Source organism: Pedobacter sp. ASV28 (assembly GCF_016428855.1).
Classification (GTDB): Bacteria; Bacteroidota; Bacteroidia; order Sphingobacteriales; family Sphingobacteriaceae; genus Pedobacter.
This window is the reverse complement of the sequence record NZ_JAELTN010000045.1, coordinates 1-20,095: the sequence shown is the minus strand read 5'-3', so window position 1 is coordinate 20,095 and position 20,095 is coordinate 1. Positions and strand designations below refer to the sequence as shown.

Annotated in this window: 19 protein-coding genes; 16 read left to right on the top strand and 3 right to left on the bottom strand. The window is 39.5% G+C overall.

Annotated features, from left to right (window positions below; translation table 11 throughout):
• The first annotated feature begins 5 nt into the window (after positions 1–5).
• The 11 genes from traN to JHD79_RS15955 all read left to right on the top strand — a co-directional run bounded on the left by traN (position 6) and on the right by JHD79_RS15955 (position 12,210).
• Positions 6–848 carry a conjugative transposon protein TraN gene (gene traN, locus JHD79_RS16005; protein WP_199120309.1) on the top strand — a complete coding sequence of 281 codons (843 nt, stop codon included), beginning with the start codon at positions 6–8 and terminating at the stop codon, positions 846–848.
• 85 nt (positions 849–933) lie between these two features.
• Entirely contained in the window at positions 934–2,973 is a 2,040-nt protein-coding gene (locus JHD79_RS16000; protein WP_199120308.1) for a TraM recognition domain-containing protein, read from the top strand.
• A gap of 47 nt (positions 2,974–3,020) precedes the next feature.
• A complete protein-coding gene (locus tag JHD79_RS15995; protein ID WP_199120307.1) occupies positions 3,021–3,449 on the top strand; it encodes a hypothetical protein in 429 nt (142 codons plus the stop codon).
• Between the two features lie 38 nt (positions 3,450–3,487).
• The gene (locus JHD79_RS15990) at positions 3,488–3,883 is read left to right on the top strand and encodes a hypothetical protein (RefSeq protein ID WP_199120306.1); all 396 of its coding nucleotides are present in this window, start codon (positions 3,488–3,490) and stop codon (positions 3,881–3,883) included.
• Positions 3,880–4,368 (top strand): M23 family metallopeptidase, encoded by a 489-nt coding sequence (locus JHD79_RS15985; protein ID WP_199120305.1) that lies wholly within the window; start codon positions 3,880–3,882, stop codon positions 4,366–4,368. Before JHD79_RS15990 ends, JHD79_RS15985 begins: the two co-directional genes overlap by 4 nt.
• 171 nt (positions 4,369–4,539) lie before the next feature.
• On the top strand, positions 4,540–5,748 hold the full coding sequence (locus JHD79_RS15980) for an ArdC family protein (protein ID WP_199120304.1): 1,209 nt from the start codon (positions 4,540–4,542) through the stop codon (positions 5,746–5,748).
• A gap of 29 nt (positions 5,749–5,777) precedes the next feature.
• On the top strand, positions 5,778–6,581 hold the full coding sequence (locus JHD79_RS15975) for a DUF4099 domain-containing protein (RefSeq protein WP_199120303.1): 804 nt from the start codon (positions 5,778–5,780) through the stop codon (positions 6,579–6,581).
• On the top strand, positions 6,553–7,221 hold the full coding sequence (locus JHD79_RS15970) for a hypothetical protein (protein WP_199120302.1): 669 nt from the start codon (positions 6,553–6,555) through the stop codon (positions 7,219–7,221). Before JHD79_RS15975 ends, JHD79_RS15970 begins: the two co-directional genes overlap by 29 nt.
• Before the next feature lie 111 nt (positions 7,222–7,332).
• Complete coding sequence (locus JHD79_RS15965; protein WP_199120301.1) at positions 7,333–7,950, top strand: hypothetical protein; 618 nt, start codon at positions 7,333–7,335, stop codon at positions 7,948–7,950.
• Between the two features lie 156 nt (positions 7,951–8,106).
• The gene (gene dinB / locus JHD79_RS15960) at positions 8,107–9,264 is read left to right on the top strand and encodes a DNA polymerase IV (RefSeq protein WP_199120300.1); all 1,158 of its coding nucleotides are present in this window, start codon (positions 8,107–8,109) and stop codon (positions 9,262–9,264) included.
• Between the two features lie 3 nt (positions 9,265–9,267).
• The gene (locus JHD79_RS15955; RefSeq protein WP_199120299.1) at positions 9,268–12,210 is read left to right on the top strand and encodes a DNA polymerase III subunit alpha; all 2,943 of its coding nucleotides are present in this window, start codon (positions 9,268–9,270) and stop codon (positions 12,208–12,210) included.
• Positions 12,211–12,300: 90 nt separating this feature from the next.
• On the opposite strand, the gene JHD79_RS15950 is transcribed toward JHD79_RS15955, so the two are convergent.
• Entirely contained in the window at positions 12,301–12,621 is a 321-nt protein-coding gene (locus tag JHD79_RS15950) for an STN domain-containing protein (protein WP_199120298.1), read from the bottom strand.
• A 289-nt stretch (positions 12,622–12,910) separates the two neighbouring features.
• On the opposite strand from JHD79_RS15950, the gene JHD79_RS15945 reads away from it, so the two are divergent.
• The 4 genes from JHD79_RS15945 (at position 12,911) to JHD79_RS15930 (ending at position 16,509) form a co-directional block, all read left to right on the top strand.
• Entirely contained in the window at positions 12,911–13,183 is a 273-nt protein-coding gene (locus JHD79_RS15945; RefSeq protein ID WP_199120297.1) for a helix-turn-helix domain-containing protein, read from the top strand.
• 141 nt (positions 13,184–13,324) lie between these two features.
• On the top strand, positions 13,325–14,917 hold the full coding sequence (locus JHD79_RS15940; RefSeq protein ID WP_199120296.1) for a vitamin K epoxide reductase family protein: 1,593 nt from the start codon (positions 13,325–13,327) through the stop codon (positions 14,915–14,917).
• 131 nt (positions 14,918–15,048) lie between these two features.
• The gene (locus tag JHD79_RS15935) at positions 15,049–15,264 is read left to right on the top strand and encodes a hypothetical protein (RefSeq protein ID WP_199120295.1); all 216 of its coding nucleotides are present in this window, start codon (positions 15,049–15,051) and stop codon (positions 15,262–15,264) included.
• 75 nt (positions 15,265–15,339) lie between these two features.
• Complete coding sequence (locus tag JHD79_RS15930; protein ID WP_199120294.1) at positions 15,340–16,509, top strand: TlpA disulfide reductase family protein; 1,170 nt, start codon at positions 15,340–15,342, stop codon at positions 16,507–16,509.
• 116 nt (positions 16,510–16,625) lie between these two features.
• On the opposite strand, the gene JHD79_RS15925 is transcribed toward JHD79_RS15930, so the two are convergent.
• Positions 16,626–17,414, bottom strand: a complete 789-nt coding sequence (locus tag JHD79_RS15925; RefSeq protein ID WP_199120293.1) for a hypothetical protein — start codon at positions 17,412–17,414, stop codon at positions 16,626–16,628.
• 769 nt (positions 17,415–18,183) lie between these two features.
• On the opposite strand from JHD79_RS15925, the gene JHD79_RS15920 reads away from it, so the two are divergent.
• Complete coding sequence (locus tag JHD79_RS15920) at positions 18,184–19,038, top strand: HD domain-containing protein (protein WP_199120292.1); 855 nt, start codon at positions 18,184–18,186, stop codon at positions 19,036–19,038.
• 295 nt (positions 19,039–19,333) lie between these two features.
• Here the strand turns inward: JHD79_RS15920 and JHD79_RS15915 are convergent, their stop codons facing one another.
• Complete coding sequence (locus JHD79_RS15915; protein WP_199120291.1) at positions 19,334–19,852, bottom strand: DinB family protein; 519 nt, start codon at positions 19,850–19,852, stop codon at positions 19,334–19,336.
• Positions 19,853–20,095 lie beyond the last annotated feature (243 nt).

Genomic DNA, 20,095 nt, shown 5'->3' with positions numbered 1-20,095 from the left:
CCGTTATGAAGAGATTCATCGTCTTTTTGATGGCCGTACTATGCTTCGGCCAATTGCTTTTTGCCCAGCAGTCAGCGGGAACCAAAAGTACATCGCTACCCGATATTTTTATCACTGGAAGCAATTCCATACATTTTATTTCTCCGGAGAATATCCAGTATGTAGATATTACTTCCCATGCAGTTGCAGGCGATCTGCCCTTAAAAAATCTGCTCAGGCTAAAAATGAAGCCTGATACCATCCAAGCCTTTAAATCGGCTGGTGAATACCTTGGCATCGTGACCATTGTAGGAGAAAGTTTTATTGCACAGTACAACCTGCATTTTATTGATAACCCTACCTTTCCGTTTTTGGCGCAGATCAATATTTTGCCTGAACATTCCAGGCCTTTGGATATTCCCGGCATGAGCTTGACATCAAAAGAAATGCAAGCCTATGCAGTGCGAATGATGGAAGCGAAAATTGGCCGACCAAAAAGGAGTGCGAAAGACTTTGGCATTCAAGCAAGATTGAACAATGTTTTTACTGCCGGAGATTATGTTTTCCTTGACATAAGCTATTTCAATGATACTAATCTTTCTTATCAGATTGACGAACAGCGCTTCAAGATTGATGATAAGAAAATTACCAAAGCGACAAACGTCCAATCGGTAGAAGTCAAACCCGTATGGCAACTTTACAATATTCAGAGCTTCAAAAAGCATTACAGGAATATTTATGTAATTAAAAAGGCCACATTCCCAGGGAACAAGGTAATGAACATCGAACTTACGGAAAAACAACTTTCAGGCAGGATGCTAACCCTCAAACTGAAGTATGGCGATATTCTACGGGCCGACAGCTTTTAAAAAGGCATCTTTTACAATTAACCGCTAGAGACCTAGCGGTTTTTTTATGCCCTTTAGTCGAGATCGAACCAAAAACAATTTCTTTATGGAAGAAACAAAAGAACAGCAGAGCCTGCACAGGTTTCTACAGTTTGGTATCTATTTGTCCGTGCTTATCGAAATTTTCGTGTTTTTCTATGCTGAAAAGCTGTTTGGGGATATGCCCAACGACAAGTTTGGATTGCAGTTTTTTGCGGTAAAACTTACAAGGATACCAATTTATCACCAGTTGCTTTATAGCAAGCTGTTTACCCTTGCCCTGATCTGCTTAGTTTCAGTTGGTACCCTCAGCCGGAAAAAGAAAGACCTTAATCCAAAGAACCATATTGTTTACCCTTTGGCACTTGGGCTGTTGATTTTCTTTTCCGGCACTTGGTTCCAGGGCAGGCAACAAGGGCCTGTATTGATGAATGCCAATTGGTATGACCTGGCCTATATTGCCAGTGCCTTTTTAGGTACGTTACTGATCCACGTAGCGATGGACAACGTTTCAAAAATGATCAGTTCTAAACTTGGCAAAGACAAATGGAACATCGAAGGCGAGGCATTCATGCAACCTGTAAAGCCCATTGTTTCGCCCTATTCTGTAAACATACCCATGCTCTTTTATTATAAGAACAAGGTTCGTAATGGATTTATTACGTTGTCCAATTTGTTCAGGGGACTTTTGCTGGTTTCCGTGCCTGGGGGTGGGAAGACATTTTCGGTAATCATACCGATTATCAAGCAGTTTCTGGCCAAATCTTTTACCATGTGCATATATGATATTAAGTATCCCGACCTTGCAAAGGTAGCCTACCATCATTATTTGCTAGCCAAACAGCAGGGACGGTGCGCCAATTACGGGTTTAATGTACTTAATCTGAACGATCCCGAAAAAAGCAGAAGGGCAAACCCTTGGAAGCGGGCCTATCTGCAAACGTTGGCCGATGCATCAGAAACGGCGGAGGGATTAGTTGAAGCCCTGAAAAAGGGCGACAAGTCAAGCGGTAGCGACCAGTTCTTTACGCAGTCTGCCATAAATTTCCTTTCAGCGTGTATCTACTTTTTTAGCCAATTTGAACGGGGCCGGTATTCCAGCCTACCCCATGTACTTTCTTTTCTCAATCTGTCCTATGAGGATATTTTTAATACCCTTTTCTCTGAACCGGAACTAATCTCCTTGCTTTCGCCATTCAAAAGTGCCTACAATGCGAGAGCATTCGACCAATTGGAAGGCCAGGTCGGAACACTTAAGATTTTTATTAGTCGCCTTGCTACCAAGGAAACCTATTGGGTATTTTCCGGTGATGATTTTGATTTGAAGATCAGCGACCCGAAAAACCCATCCATTTTGGTACTTGCCAATGATCCGCTTACGCAGAGCATTAATTCTACCTGTTATTCGGTCGTTTTGAACAGGGTTACCAAATTGGTAAATACCAAAGGCAATTTGCCGGTAGGTTTGGTCATTGATGAGGCTCCTAGCTTATACATTTTTCGTATCGAACAGGTTTTGAGCCAGGCCAGAAGTAATTTAGTGGCTACCGTCCTGGGCATTCAGAGCCTTCAACAGTTCCAGCAACAATATGGAAAAGAAACCTCAGCAACCATAACATCAGTGGTCGGAAATGTGCTATCTGGATCGGTGCAGAACAAAGATACCCTTGATTGGCTGGAACGGCTGTTCGGGAAAGTGAAACAGCAAAGCGAGAGCCTTAGTATCGATAGGAACAAAACATCGATCTCAATTAGCGAAAAACTTGAACCGCTTATTCCCGCAGGAAAAATCGCCTCATTGAAATCTGGTGAAATGGTCGGATTGCTGGCAACGGATGCAGTAGAGAAATACACAGGCCAATTTAATTCATCGGCAGTCAACTGCAGGGTAAACCTTGATGTTCAGGCGATAAAAAAAGAAGAACAACATTATCGAGACCTGCCTACCTATTATGATTTCAAGGGCAAAAAAGATGAAATTCTCCGACAGAACTTTAACCGGATAAACCAGGAAGTACAGGAGTTGGTAAAGCAGTTCCGTTCGGCCCAGCCCTCAGTATCAATACCCCAGCCAAAAGGCATGATGAAGCAGGACTTTAAAAAGTAAACGACTTCGTACAAGACAATCTATTTGCTACCTAAAATTTTAAAGTTATGGAAAATGAAATCCTTGGCACCTACGCACAGGTGCACCCATTTTTAGACGATCCCATACAAAAACAGGGTCAATTGGGAATGATAACCTATGTCGATCCCCAAAGAGATGATGTGTATCTCGCTTTCGGAAATGGTGTACAGGGCCTATATAGCAGTGATAGTTTGATGGTCATGAGAAAATCGAATGAAATCTACCGCGATACCATTTCAAAAGTTGCTGAACTATCTACGCCCGATTTTAAAACTCTTTTAGAAATAAGCCTCAAAATGCAATCAGCCAATCCGAGAGAACATAAGAATGCATTGGAACTTTCCCTTACAAACGATGTCACGAGGAAGTTCAGCCAAATCAGTTTACAGGAGAAACTGGGTATTGATAACAGCCAACAATTGGAACAACAACCTGCCCACTCCCGTGGGCGATAAAATTTAGAATTATGGAAGAACTGTTTAACAAATCGGTTATGGTACATCCCCTGCTTACCAATGATCCGACACGCATGCAGGGCCAGATCGGACTGATCTCGGAAATTGATTATGAAAAAGGCGAAGCGCAGGTGCGGTTTCCTTATGAGGTAGTGGGAATTTACCCAATAAGTGCCCTTTTGTCGCTGTTGCCAAAGGAAATGATATTGGCGAGCATTCAGGAAAAACTGACGGAATTAGAGCCAAAGGAAATAAGGATACTGCTCGACATTTACAGATTGCAACAGGATGGCCGACCTGGTGCCATTGAAGAAGCATTGCGCTGGGCGATTGCCTATCAAAATGTGGGTAAACATTCGACCATTTCCTTAGAGGATTTCATTGAACGGGGGCTTTCCGAAAATATCGATAGGCAACAATCCCGTGGACGATGAAACGGAGCTTGTTTGCATGCAGTCTATTGTTCACCCTTTTGCTTTGCAAAACCGGCTTTGCCATTGCATCAGATACCACAAAAAAACAAATCAGCCTACCATTAATTAACCTACGGCTTACATCAGGCTTTGGCTACCGCATCCATCCGATAACCAAACAGCACGATCTGCACAAAGGCATAGACCTTTCTGCCCGATGTGATCCCGTATTAAGCATATTGAAAGGTAGGATAACCGATACCGGTTATAACCCTGTTTTAGGCAATTATGTAAGAATTGGGCATGGAGAATTTCAAAGTATTTACGGGCATCTTTCTCAAATTCTTGTGGGCAGGGATGAACCGGTTGAAGCCGGACAGCCTATAGCTGTTACGGGAGCCACAGGTAGGGTTACCGGAGAACACCTGCATTTCAGTATTAAATTCAAAGATCGGTATATCAATCCCCTTCACTTTTTATCGTCACTGTTACTACCTGAACAGTGACATCCACACAATAACGATTCATTATGGAACCAAGTTCAAGATCATTAGAGGACAAGCTCAATATGCTTGCCGATGGCCAGGCTATTGGCCTTACCGCAGTCGAAGCCTCAATTTACGGCGTAGACTACGCAGATGTATTGTCGGAGGAAGACCTGGAGGAGGAACGCGAGTATGACGAATGATAAAGTAAAGGCCCTGCATGTTGAAGTAGCAGAAAAGCTGATCGAACAGCTCAAAAAAGGAACTGCACCCTGGCAAAAGCCTTGGAGCAGTGGCAATATACCAGCATTTGAACTGCCATATAATGCAGTTACCGGAAACCGTTATAAAGGCATCAATACGCTTTCTCTATTGCTTCGCGGGCATGAAGACCCCCGTTGGCTTACTTTCAAGCAGGCATCAGCCAACGACTTGAAAGTAAAAAAAGGAGAAAAAGCCTCACTGATACAATTCGTCAAGACTACTTCTTTGGTAACAAAGCGGGATGAAAACGGAAAACAGGTGTTGGATGAGCAAGGCAAACCAATTAGGGTTAACGTAAAACTTGACCATCCAATGGTTACTACTGCCTGGGTATTTAACGCATCCCAGATCGAGGGCATGCCAGTCCTGCTAAAGGAAGGTGCCGATGATTTAAGCTGGAACCCCATTGAAAAGGCCGAAGAGCTTATTACGGCATCCGGTGCACAAATCGTCCACAAAGCAGGTGATGATGCTTTCTACGATCTATTTGAAGATAAGATTACCTTACCGCTAAAAGAACAGTTTGATGCTCCCGACAAGTACTATGCTATCCTTCTGCATGAGCTTGGGCATTGGACAGGCCATAAAAACAGGCTTGATCGTAGCATGATGAACCTGTTCGGTACCGATGCTTATGCTCGCGAAGAACTAAGGGCAGAAATCGCTTCGCTTTTGATAGGGCAAGAATTGAGAATTGGACACGACCCCGGCCAACATACCGCATACGTTGATAGCTGGATTAAGATTTTGAAAGATACACCTTTTGAAATCCACGCCGCTGCTGCTGACGCGGAGAAAATATTCAATTACATCATGGCATTGGGGCAAAAAAGGGAAATCGTTGCCGACAATCAAACCGCTTCCCAAAAGAAGCAGTCAAAAACTGGTACGACCTCAAACTACCTGTCCCTTGGCGACACGATCGCCTACAAAGACACTCTTTTTAAAGTTCAAGGGCATCTTAAGCAAGGCAGGTTGCGTATGGAAGACTTAGGGTCTGGTAATCAGTTTATCCTTTCAAGAAACGACAATCTGTATGCTTCATTGCTGGCAGTGAAACAAAATCCTGCTATAGAATTAGCCATAGAGCCAGGTCATCAACAAACCAATTTCCCAACGCAAATCGGCAGACATTAACTAATTAAATACAATTAACTGTTTTTATTATGGAAACACCAATTAAGGAAAAAGAACTCCCTATAGAGGAACTGGAAAAGCTGGGCCTTTACAAAGATGGCGCACTGACATTGCAGGACGGCGACATCGCCGCACTGCTGGCTGGCCGTAGGACTGAATTACGCAGTTTATATAATCTTGAAATGGACGGATTTAAGATCAGCCAGCTTGATGCAAAATTATCTCTTTCACGTGGGGAAAATGGAAAGATTGGCCTGAAAATACACCCCATTTACAATGAGGTGCAGGCGCACCCGCTATTGGACGAGAAAGAAACCAAACAATTATTGTCGGGAAAACTTGATAAGATTAGCAAAACCTTTGATGATAAAGGTATTGAGCGCAAGTTGATAATTGAATATGATGAACAGACAAAGGAGTTTGTTTCCTATTACCCTTATCAGGTTGAAGTACCATTTAAAGTAAATGGAGAAATCCTAAATGAAAGCCAGAAAAAAGCATTTCAAAATGGAGAGATTGTGGAATTAGAGGATGGTACCCGCTTGAGGCATAGCGCCACCGATAGCAAGGGTGTTAAATCTGATGCCAAAAGGTTAATCTTCTCGGTGCTTTTTGATGGTGGACTTTCGTATTTGGTAATGCGGGGCCTACGCCATCTCGCAAACAATGGCGATCTTCAAAAAGAAGGTTACACCAAGGGATATAATCAGGCACTTGCAGATATGATGTTGGGAAAACCTGATAGAGAACAGGATATGACTGTTGGAGATCATCAAGCTCATTCCATAAATTCCCAACATAGCCGTGGATATGGGCGTACCGGGTCGCGCTAACCATCTACCGGCTAAAAAGGGGCCTGCAAACCTTTCAAAGTTAATCCTTGAATTTTTTAAACCAGCAATAATACTTTCACCAGAGGCATTGCTATTCACATTTAAAGATGAAAACCATAGCAGTATTGATACCGAATACTGGTCTGCAGATAAGCATCTTGTTCCAAGATCGCCCGGAACCTGGTTATTTTTCACAGGATTTCAAATACAGGTAAGGCACTTGTTTCTAAGTCACTCCGCTACTGATATTCTTTGCTTTTGCCATTATAGCCCAGCCTGGTTAAAGCAGTCTGAAAGTATTGCATTTGCAACCTTGGGGCTTGTCGTGTCAACTGATCAAATCCATTATCTGAAGTCCCTTTTTCTTAATGCAAAGGTGCATACAGTTTTTGATGATGGGATAATAGGCCGTGTGACCGACTGCAAGATTGCATTGTGGATGAAAGGAAAAGATGCCGAATTTAAATTGACTGGCGACTGTATGCTTGTGCTCTATAACAAAAAGAGGTTTTCTATTCCGTTGGAAGAATTTTCATTAAGCCGGTTTGAAAAAACAGTATCTCTAAGAAGCGGTATCCGTACCCATAAGCCTAAAGAAGGCTTTAACAGCTACCACGATTTTTTTGTCTGCTCCGAATAGCAGTTGGCATTACCTAACAGCACCCTGGTTCCTACGGGCCGGGGTGCTTTGCCGTGCCCTAATTTTTTCGCTCCCGATAAACTATTGAATACTAACCTAAATTTTGAATGTATGAAGATTGAATTAAGGAACATCAAGTTTTCAGAAGAAGCTACGAAAGAAACCTATGCCTACACCGCCAACCTATTTATAGGTGGCAAACGGGCGGGTATCGCCGAAAATAAAGGGAATGGCGGTGAGACAATCATAAAGGCCAACAACGAAAGAGGCCAGAAACTGATCGATCAAGCGGAAAGGTGGTGCCGAAGTTTACTTTCGGAAGAAGCCCAAATGAATAGGCATCCCTTATCTATGGAGCTTCCGTACTACGCCGATGAACTGATTACAGAGTACATTATTCAAACAGAATTGGACAAGTCGATGCAAAAAGGTATTGTTTTTGGCGTTCCAGATGGAACTTCCTATTATATTCAAACTTACGCAGTACCCTTTTCAGGAGTATTGATACATCCTAAAGGGCCTGAAATTATTGCCAATACCATATCAAACAAAATATTCAAAGACCTGAAAGACGGCGTAAAAATACTTAATACAAATATTCCAGAAAGTATTCTAAAAATGGCTGGACTTTCAGCCGATCAATATGTTAAGCCAAATGTTGCGGATATTAAGACCAATTATCCTTTAGAACGTCAGTCAGAAAATAACTACAGAAACCGTACAAGATAATAGTGTAAGAATATATAAAATGGCGATAATAACTATCGCCATTTTTCAATTAATTGTTTTCATTCGGCCGATCATAAGATTGTTAAAATTTACTCAAAGGATTTTTTGTGAATGCTAAAAATATTAGCATAAATTTGTGTTCTAATTTTTCAATTTATGGATAGCGAAAAACACATCATTCACATGGATCAAGATGCGTTCTTTGTTTCTGTTGAAGTTCGCAAAAATCCATCTTTGATAGGCAAGCCTGTAATAATTGGAGGAACTTCAGAAAGGGGCGTTGTGGCATCTTGCAGTTATGAGGCGAGAAAATATGGTGTACATTCGGCAATGCCGTCCAAAATGGCCAAACAGCTTTGTCCCCATGCCATCTTTATTAAAGGCAATATGGATGCCTATTCCAATGCTTCCCACGAAATTACCGATATTATCCGCGAAAAAGTGCCTCTGTTTGAAAAGGCGAGCATTGACGAGCACTATATTGATATGACCGGCATGGATAGGTTTTACGGCTGTATGCAATATGCCCATGAGCTAAGGGAAAAGATCATCAAAGAGCTCCATTTGCCTATCTCATTCGGGCTATCGGTTAATAAAACGGTAGCTAAGATGGCCACAAATGAATGCAAGCCAGATGGTGAAAGCAATGTAAAAATGCCCGAAGTGCAATCTTTTTTAAACCCGCTATCCATCCGTAAAATTCCGGGCTTAGGCGAAAAGACCTTTATTAAGTTAAGCGATATGGGGATAAAGAAAATCCATACCCTAACGCAAATCCATCCCGAGCAGATGCAAAAACTGTTGGGCAAACCTGGGCTGTCTCTTCTTGAAAAATCAAAGGGAATAGATAACTCGCCCGTGGTTCCCTACGTAGAACAAAAATCGATAGGTACCCAATGTACATTTAAGGCAGATACGATAGATGTTGACCTGCTGAACAACCTGCTTACCTCTATGGTCATTGATATTGGCTACCAATTAAGAGAGAAACAGAAGCTCACCGCGTGCATTACCGTAACGATAAGATACTCCAATTTTGAGGATGCCACAAAACAAGCTACCATCCCCTATACTTCTCTGGACAGTGTTCTGATCGAAAAGGCAAAAGAACTATTTAAACAGGTTTACCAAAAAAGAATGCTTCTGCGCCTGATCGGGGTACGGTTTTCCAATCTGGTTGCAGGCTTTGAACAGATCGATCTGTACGGCCAATCGACTGAACAGTACGGATTAGTGCAGGCCCTTGATAAGATAAAGCGCCGTTTTGGGCAAAATGCGGTTACCAGAGCTTCTATTCTGGATTTAGATATTTAAAATATGTATCTGAATGTTCATTCCCATTATAGCCTGCGATATGGCACAATGTCAATCGAAAAATTGATTGATGAAGGCTTGGCACGTGGAATAAACCAAATGGTGCTAACAGACATCAACAATTCGACGGGCATCATGGAGTTTATTCGGCTTTGCAGGGAAAAAGGCATAAAACCAATTGGGGGCTTGGAATTTAGAAAAGAAAATAGGTTGTTATACATCGGAATTGCCAAAAGCAAGGAAGGAATGAGGCAATTAAACGAATTTCTTTCAGACCATAATCTGGCGCAAACAGACCTGCCAGAACAGGCTCCCGAATTTTCAGAAGCATATTTTGTTTATCCTTATGGCTATAAAGGGCTACTTAAGACAAACCATTATCTCGGTATCCGTTTCGACCAACTTCATACCTTGTACGGCTTAGAACTAAAAGAAATCAAGTCCAAGTTGCTGGCATTGCAACCTGTAGTTTTTTCTGACCGCATTGGCTACAGGCTCCATGAATATTTGCGTGGGATTGACCTAAATTCCTTATTGACAAAGGTATTGCCAGATGATAAGTGCAGGGAAACCGATCAGTTTCTAAGGCCGGGCGAGTTGGAGGAAAAATTTGCCAAGTATAGCTTCATACTGGATAACACCCGAAACCTGATGAACAGTTGCGAAATGGATTACCCCGCAGGCAAGGTTAAGCTGAACCGGAAAACTTTTACAGGAAGCAGAAAAGACGACCAGGAACTGCTTCAAAAATTGGCGATGGAAGGTATGGCATACCGTTATGGTAGGGGTAACAAAAAAGCACTGAAAAAAGTAAAAGATGAGCTTCAGGTTATTTTTGGCCTTGATTTTTGTGCCTATTTCCTTATAACATGGGATATTATCAGATATTCTATGGCACAGGGCTACTATCATGTAGGCAGAGGGTCTGGTGCCAATAGCACGGTGGCCTACTGTTTGAGGATTACCGATGTTGATCCAATAGAACTCGACCTTTATTTTGAGCGCTTCCTGAATGCGCAACGAACAAGCCCGCCCGATTTTGATATTGACTATTCGTGGGATCAGCGAGAAGACGTACAGGATTATGTTTTCAAACGGTACGGTCGTTATCATACAGCTTTGTTGGGCACTATGTCAACATTTAAGGACAGATCGATAATTCGGGAGATCGGGAAAGTGATGGGACTGCCAAAATCGGAAATAGACGGTTTTACCGACCCCACCAAAGCAATATTGAATAGGGACAACGACACCTTTAAAAAGATAACCGCCATACACAGTATCATGTCTGAAATGCCCAACCAACGGAGCATCCATGCTGGTGGCGTTTTGGTATCCGAAGAGCCAATTACCTACTATACGGCCTTAGACCTGCCCCCCAAAGGGATGCCTACCGTACAATGGGATATGTATGAAGCCGAGAAAATAGGCTATGATAAGTATGATATTCTTTCTCAACGTGGCATTGGGCATATCAAAGAAGCAGTACGGCTGGTAGAAGAAAACCAAAAGAAAAGGATAGATATTCATCAGGTAAAGGATTTTATGAAAGATCAAAACCTGAATGAAAGGCTTAAGTCGGGAAATACAATTGGTTGCTTTTACATAGAATCCCCTGCAATGCGCCAATTGCTTACTAAATTGAGGTGCGATAATTATTTGACCCTGGTAGCCGCAAGTTCCATTATCAGACCAGGGGTAGCGCAGTCTGGAATGATGAAAACCTATATTCAGAATTTTCATAGCCCACATACTGTAAAATATTTGCATCCCGTAATGGAAGAGCAATTAAAAGAAACATTCGGCGTCATGGTCTATCAAGAAGATGTAATTAAAATATGTATTCATTATGGTGGAATGGATGGCACCGATGCTGACATTTTAAGGCGCGGAATGAGCGGTAAATATCGCTCAAGGGCGGAGTTTGATAAGCTGGTGCAAAAATTTCACCAGGGCGCTGCGGAATTGGGAAGGCCGGAAGATATTACAAACGAAGTGTGGAGGCAGGTTTCAAGTTTTGCCGGATATAGCTTTTCCAAAGCGCATTCGGCCAGTTTTGCGGTTGAAAGTTATCAAAGTCTTTTTCTGAAGACCTACTATCCAATAGAATTTATGGTGGGAGTGCTAAACAATTATGGCGGTTTTTACAGTCGTTGGCTGTATGTACACGAGCTGAAAATGTCTGGGGCCAAAGTTCATTTGCCTTGCGTAAACCACAGTTCGGCAGTGGTTTCGGTTATGGGTACAGATGTTTATCTAGGCTTAATTGGAATACAAGGGCTGGAAAACCAATACATTGAGGCTATTCCTAATGAACGTCGGTTAAATGGCACTTTTCTGAATTTGGAAGACTTCCTAAAGCGCACATCAATAGGACTGGACCAGGCAATCATCCTCATCAGGGTTGGAGCATTGCGCTTTACGGGCAAAAGCAAGAAGATACTGCTTTGGGATGTTCACATGCTGTTGGGAGGAAGCATCAAGCCCCGAAATGATGCCGAACTTTTTAATCTTGCGCCTAAAGAGTATTCAATGCCCAAATTAATAAACACGTCGATAGAAAATGCCTATCACGAATTGGAAATTTTGGGCTTTCCGCTAAGTCTATCGATGTTCGATCTGCTAAAGACAAAATACAGAGGGGATATTCTTGCAAATGAGCTAAAGAAATATATTGGAAAAACGGTTAAAATGGTTGGCCAATATGTTTGCGAAAAAACAGTACATACGAAAAACAACAAGAAAATGTGGTTTGGGACTTTTCTCGATGCCAATGGGCATTTTTTCGATACGACACATTTTCCAAATACCACTCCAAATTATCCTTTTAGGGGTGCGGGATGTTATCTTATCTTAGGAAAGGTTGTCGCTGACTTTGGCTTTCCAAGTATAGAGGTCATCAAGTTTGCAAAATTAGAGTTAGTTGGAAATCCCGTTATGGATTAAATCTGGCCGATCAATAAAGGCTAATCACATTCTTGATAAATAGCAAGTTGCGTATCAGATAGTTTTTCGCAATTATTCATAAATAGTACCTTATTTAATTTTTTGTAGTGGAACTGGACTTGTGGCCTTGACGAGAACAAATGTATGCTTATAGCTTATATAAGAAATATTCAGCTTTTTCGAAATCTCGTCCAACACGGTCTTGATATTTGCATTTTTAAAATTCACATTTATTTTTCTTTCAACATTGACTTCTTTTTCGTTCCAGGCCACGGAATACCCAGTCTGCTTTTTAATTTCTTTTATAATCTGGATCAATTCCGCCCCCTTTTTTCTAAAGGTCATTTTTTTATTTAGCTCATGGGTATTTACCTGTAAAAATGCTATTAGGATAAGTAATGTCACTTTCATTTTAATGATGATTTTTGGTGGTGTTCAACCTCAACCGCCTTTTAGCTCTTGCCTTGAATAAATACGATTGGTTCATTATTAAGTATTCGATAATCACTGCCATAAAAGACAGATTTACATTTGATAATTTTTACAGAAATATAATTAAAAATAGAGACATGTCTCTATTATAGTTTTATAAAAATCATTTTTCTATTGCTTGAGGTGTATGTTTTCTTTTGCAGAAACCAAATGAACAAAACGGAGACATATCTCCATTTTTAGGTTCAATTTTTTGCTCCATTGCACTATGGCAAAAAAGTTGACGGAAGTAGAGCAATACATTGTTGATTTTGTCTTGAAAACAAGATTAGAGCGAAAATTAACACAAGAAGATATTGGCTTTATTCTGGGCGTTGACAGAACATTCATCTATCAGGTCGAAAACCAAAACCATCGTGCAAAATATAATGTTAACCATATTAATTTGCTAGCAGATCATTGGGGCATCTCACCTAGAAAATTCCTGCCCGAAAAAGCCATATCAGTTAATAAGCCCGAAGATAAGGGCAAATTATCTTAGAAAGACCATCCAATATGAACTAAAAAGTTCTATTTTTTTACATTCCCTTTCTGCCGCAAGAAAGTTACTTACATGACTAGAGACATGTCTCCATTGTAATTAATTTAGATAAGCTTGATAAACTAAGCTATAATCTATTCTATGTTAAATTTTAATGGGCGGTACGATAATCTTACCAGTGCAACAATATATTTAATAAATCAGCTAGGGATCAGGGTTCATCCTAGAACAATACAGGAAGAACTATTGGCACATCCGGATTATCCGAGCTTGCTTGCCGTCAGCGACAGCCTATCTCAATGGTCAATCCCAAGCGGGGCCTATTATATTGACAAAGACAATTACGATCCAACAGATCTTTCATATCCATTTATTGCCCATACGCATGGTAAAGGCGGTCGATTTATTTTAGTAAAATCCATTTCAAACAATAGGGTCTTCTATTCAAATGAGAACAGTAGCGAAATGGTTGATACCGAAGAAAAGTTTTTAAAAAGCTGGTCTGGCTACATCTTATGTGCATATCCCAATGAAAAAAGCGGGGATACCAGATACAAGTCTCAAGTCTTAAAAAGTACAATTGAGAGCTTAAAACTACCATTTGGTATTTTGCTACTAATCGCTATACTGACGCTCGGATTTTCTGCTACAATAATAAATTGGCAATACATATCAATTATAGCATTAAAATTAATCGGGGTATTTGTGAGTGTTCTGCTTCTCATCCAAAGCTTTGATGCAAACAATCCATTAATTAAGAATATTTGTGGACTTGCAGGTTCAAACAGTGATTGTAATGCAATTCTGAAATCAGAAGCATCAAAAGTAACATCGTGGCTAAATTGGAGTGAAGTTGGTTTCTTTTACTTCAGCGGAACATTTCTTTTTTTAATTTTCCAACCAGGATTGTTACAGCCAATTGCATTACTTAACCTATTGGCTTTACCCTATACAATATATTCTATATCATATCAGTATAGGGCAAAAACCTGGTGTGTGCTGTGTTGCTCTGTACAAGTTATCCTACTAGCCGAAGCAATGGTTTTGGCATACAATAGCAATTATTCTTTTAGCTCCTTAAATATTGATGTTAGAAATATCAGCATAGCGATTATTTCATTCATTGGGCCTATCATTTTATGGGCTATGTTGAAGCCATTCTTTGTTAAAGCAAGTCAGCAATCGGAACTTAAGAACCAACTCAAAAAATTCAAGTACAATATTGATCTATTTAACGAGCAACTGCAAAAACAACCAAAATTCTACGTAGACAGCAATCTTCATCCTGTTGTTTTGGGCAATCCAAGTTCAAGCATCACTATAACAATGATTAGCAACCCCTATTGTAACCCTTGCGCCAAAGCCCATAGGACTTTAAGTGAATGGCTAAAATTTAGGGACGATCTACAAGTTAAAGTAGTATTTACATCCGGTGATGATGAGCAAAACTATAAGACAAAAGCCTCACGGCACTTAAGTGCGCTACGCAAACATTATGATATGGATATTGCTGAAAAGGCCATGAATGAATGGTACAATTCAGTTAGAAAAAATTATGAAGCGTGGGCAGAAAAATATCCTGTCGAAATAACAAACGACATAAAAATGTCAATGGATGCCCAAAAGAATTGGATTGATATGTTAGATATTGAATATACTCCTGCCTTTCTTATCAATGGATATAAATTACCTGATAACTATAAGTTAGAAGAGATCAAATTCCTATTAAACTAACAAAAGAAATTGATCAATGCATGGGGAAGTTGCAAATGAACCGTGCCAACCAGTATGATGTTGTAAAAAGCATTCCGTTTTTATGGTTTTTACGTTGTAAAAAAACAATCAAATTTAAACATTAATCAAACATGAAAACAGCAACACTGCTTAACAAAGCCGAAATGAGAAATGTAATCGGTGGTAACGAAGATCTAAACAAATGTAAAAAGGATAGCGAAATTGGATGCACGATGAGCTCTAACCAAGATGATGAGCTAAAATGCTGTCCTGGTATTGTATGTGAAACCAATGCCAGCAATACCGGAACAATCTGTAATGGTGATTCAAGACCAATTACACCATAATTCTATTGTTGCCCTAAGTAATTAGGGCAACAACTTTTTAGCATAAAAACTATTGCACTTATAAACTAACAACCAATGAAAATCTTTAAATCTTTAGCCCTATTTTTATTTCTTTTTTTCTGTGTGACTTTAAATGTTCACGGACAGAAAAAGCCACTTTCTGTTAAAAGCACTTATAGTATTAAGGGTTTCATTGAGGATTATCCAGAAGGACAAATTTATTTGGCATATTATTCAGGAAGCAAAAAAAAAGGTGTTACTGATACTGCAATCGTCAAGGATAATAGATTTATTTTAAAAGGTGCATTAAATGAACCTGTAATTGCCTTTGTAAAACTGAATAACAAAAATCAGACTTACGTTTTCATAGAACCAGGAGCGATGTCAATCACACTGAAATTAAATGAGTTTCAAAATGCCCGGTTAACTGGTTCTAAAGCCCAAGATTTATATGTAGCACTCGAAGCAAAGAAAAGTGCTATAAGGGGTAAATATGCCAATATTCTTTCGGCTTACAAATCAGAAGCCGACCCTGCTAAGAAAGATACGCTGAAAGCGCAACTCAATCCTTATTATTTGGAAAGCAGGCAAGCTGATCTGTCCTTCTTTGATAAATACCCAAGTTCTGTTATTACAGGGTTCTTGATCGCCAATGGATACGTAAATAAATTGTCTTCCGATCTGTTAGAGCATTACTATAAACAAATGAAAGGTGGTGAGGGTATAATGGCCATTTATAAAAAACAAATCGCTGATGGGATCGAAATGATAAAGCGAAATGAGATGGGCAAAAAGGCCATGGATTTCAAAACAATTGATATTAATAATGATAGTATTAGCCTTTCCCAATTTAAAGGTAAATATGTTTTATTAGATTTTTGGGCCACTTGGTGCGTTCCATGTAGAGAGAAAACTCCTCATATGATCGATTTGTATAACCAGTACAAAAGCAAAGATTTTGTAATAATTGGCATTGCTGACGATGATTATCGTTTAGATGCTTGGAAAAAAGCAGTAAAGGAAGATAAATTGCCTTGGATAAATATCTTACGAGGTCAGGATAAAGAAAAAGCTTCAAGAAGTATACCTAATAAAAACGACCTTTCCGAACTTTTTGGAGTTCATGTTCTTCCGACACTTATATTGCTTGATAAAGATGGAAAAATTATAGATAGGTTTATTGGCAATGACAAAATCGAAAATGAACGCATGGACCGAAAGATAAGTTCTCTGCTAGATAAATAACATAAACCTCAAAATGCCAATTTATGGGTTTGTGCGTCATAAATTAAATTAAGAATTGGAATGTACATGTACATTCCAATTCTTAATACCATGTTTTTCAATCTAATAACTCTGATTTAACCCATTTCGTCCGTTTCAACGGCAAGTTCAATAACATGATGAACCAAGAACGCACCGATCAAAGAAAGCGCATAGTCACGATCTATGGGCAACATATCTGGTCTTAACAGCTCTTCATCAATATATTTTTCGGCATTCCACAGTTTACGAACCATATCAGGGTTTTCTGGTTCAAGCCTTTCTATGACATGCTCAAATACCTCATTGGCTGTTTTAATAAATTCTATTCTATCTTCTCCCATCAATGGTAGGGCAGTAATTTTAGCGGTAATTTTATTTTCCATTTCCTTTTTCTTTGGTTTAACATTTTGATTTTCAATCTTTGGTATTTCTGTTTCTCTCGCCAAGCGGTAGTCTATGCCGTCACTTTGATGGCCATCTACTTCGTCAAAAACAGCCTTGAAAATGTCCAGTCTAAACTCGTCATCAAATAGAAAACCTTTGTCTCGTTCTTCACCAGAAATATAAATGTCCCATTCAATAACACTAACTTTGTGCATGTTGTCAAATAGCAGTTTCGATAATTCCAGTGCCGATGGGGACGCTTTCAGCAAATCTGTCCATTTTCGAAATCCCGCCAAAAGTGCAATATAATGCTGAGCGTTCATTAGGGTGAAATTGTCTTCATCGATATCGAAATCGAGAACCAATGCATCTATATCGAAAAATTTTGGCGCATACCTAAAAAGGTCACGGCCATACTCAGGATCGAAATATGATTCTTGGGTTTTAAAATCTTTGTGCAGTTTTTTTGCTTGGAGTTTGAAATACTCAATTGTTTTCATAATAAAACATTCCTTTAATACCGACTTATTAACCAGGGTTTTTGCGTTCGTAATCTTGTTTGGATAATAAGCAGGCAGGTTTGCTTTATTAAACAATTAATTTGGCTGATGAAATCTTTGCACGAACGGGCTAGCTTGCCAAAAGCATAAGCAATTATAGAAATAAAAATAGTTATTGTCAATACCTACCTAAATATCGCTTATAACATTTTTTGGCGATGAGGGGTCAACAGATTGTAGCTTTTCCACTTCAGACAACTATTGAAATCTTTAATAAAATTGTAATTGTCTACTCGATTGCGTATATTTGAGTAATTAATAACCGGTCACAAATACGTACCGGAATATTTCTGAAATACTGTAACCTGTTGGTTAATAAATAGTTAGAAGCGATGGGCATCCGTCTGTTAATCAGAGGGTCGCTGGTTCGAGCCCAGCTTCGGGAGCTAAAAAGGGCAAGCACGGTAAAACGGTCGCTTGCCCTTCTTTTTTACCTCCATAATTAACTTTTAATCAGCTATATAAGTTGATAAAGAAAATCGACCTTAGTGGTTCGACCTTGCAGTTGTTCAATGGTGAATTTTTCAGGGAATATTGAATTAACAATCTCCATTCGAAATATAGTTATTGATTTTCAGTGTATTACGTCCAGATTTGTTAACTTGATAATTGCTTTTTCCAAAATCTCTTCCACTTCATTAATAGACTTAGTTTTTGAAGGTAATTCTGAGGGATTGCTTTCTAATAATAAAATTTTCTTCTTTGTATTATGATGTCAAGCGATATTTTTTACGGCAATTTCGAACTAGAAGCTATACTAAGTGATCTCATAAGCTCGGGACCCGTTCAAAGGTTAAAAAATGTTCATCAGGGAGGTGCCATTTTTCTGGTCTCTCCAAATGTTGGCCACAGTAGATATGAACATTCTATCGGAGTTATGCTTCTTGTAAGGAAACTTGGAGGTAGTCTGGAAGAACAGGTTGCGGCCCTTTTACACGATGTCTCCCATACTGCTTTTTCCCATGTAATCGATTATGTCCTGCAACAGAAAGGGGAAGATTATCATGAGCAAATTTTTGAAGAAGTAATAGCAAATTCCGCTATACCATCTATTCTCGCTAAATATGGATTCAGCACTTCCTTATTGGAAGATCCGAAGTATACCTTGCTTGAGATGCCTCTTCCTGCCCTCTGTGCGGACAGGATAGATTACACCATTAGGGATTTATATCATTTTGGCCTAATCAATATTGTTGAGGTATATGATTTTATAAATGAACTTGGTGTTCAGGGCGGAAAGATTGGTGTTAAGAGTGAAAAGGTAGCTTCATGGATTGCCAGTAAATATCTTCAGCTCAACAATGAGTATTTCAGAAAACCCGAACATATATTTGCCAATACCAAGTTTGCTGAATTGATTGCTCGTGGACTTGAAAAAGGCACTATTATCTTGTCTGATCTCTGGAGGGATGACCCTACAGTTTTATCGATGATAAAGTCTGATCATTATCTCAATTCAGAACTTGAAAAAATAAAAAGCCTTGACGGTTTCGAAAGTTTTTCCGGATCTGGAAAGACGTTCAAAGAAAGAATTCTCAAGCCCATGGTCATTGATACTGCCTAAAAAATTATCTTTTGCTGCTCGCCTAATTGGATAATCTTAATATATAGTTATCGCTACCTATATTGGCCAATTTAGCCAAGTAAGCTATAATCTGGTTCGAGAATTGCACTCTTAGGGAGCTTAGAAAGCCACAACGAAAGTTGTGGCTTTTTTGTTTAAACTCGCTGGGCGAGAAGTTGATGCCAAATCATTTAAATGATCCGAATGAACATGCACTGTGGAGCAAAAAAAAATCGGATAAAAAGAACGCTTCGTAACTTAGGGTTGTTTAGTGACCTAACCCAGAAAATGGTCTTTAATACCTGTTCCAGAACGGTGGTGGTTCAATACCCAACGATCTTAGGTAAACATAACCTTGTCCTCGGTGATGGATCTCATTATCGATCCAGTAAAGTATAATATTGGTAGTTTCTCCTTCCCATTGACCGAATGATTTAATGGTCTCTTTAAAACGTTCAGCAGGAATTTGCCACCAAAACGTATTGATGTCATTGGTTACCTTATCCCAAACACGTAATAATTCTTCTTTAGTTTTAATGGTAGATTTACCAGGCCTGTAGTCTTCTTCCGGTAAAAAATCCCAGTTGCCGGTAACAATTCCTCTTATACCTGTTCCAGAAAGGCCCATAATTTCCTTTGCGAGTTCGAAAAACGTCCGCATTCCGCCAATGCTGTAGGTATGAAGCTGTTCTTCAGGAAAAGCCTGAATAACCTGCCTTGTTAATTTGCGGTGTCCTTGCCAATGACTTAATAATGCTTCTGGAGTTATGATACCCAAATCCAGCGGTCTTGATGATTCTTTTGTAATTTCCATTTCGGTGGTTTTAAATTATGGAACAAAGAAAATAATCGACGATGACAACCCTATGGCAGTATGAAAATAGAAGAACTAATTTTTATTAATTGTTTTGTAGGGAATCATGGCTTTATATGTCTAATCGATTCTAAAGTAAAAAGGGCTGTGATTTTTCTAAATGTTTTCAAATATTGCAGCGTACATACGTGAGTGTGTATAGCGGAATGCCTATTTCATATCGATTTATTGCAGACAAATAGG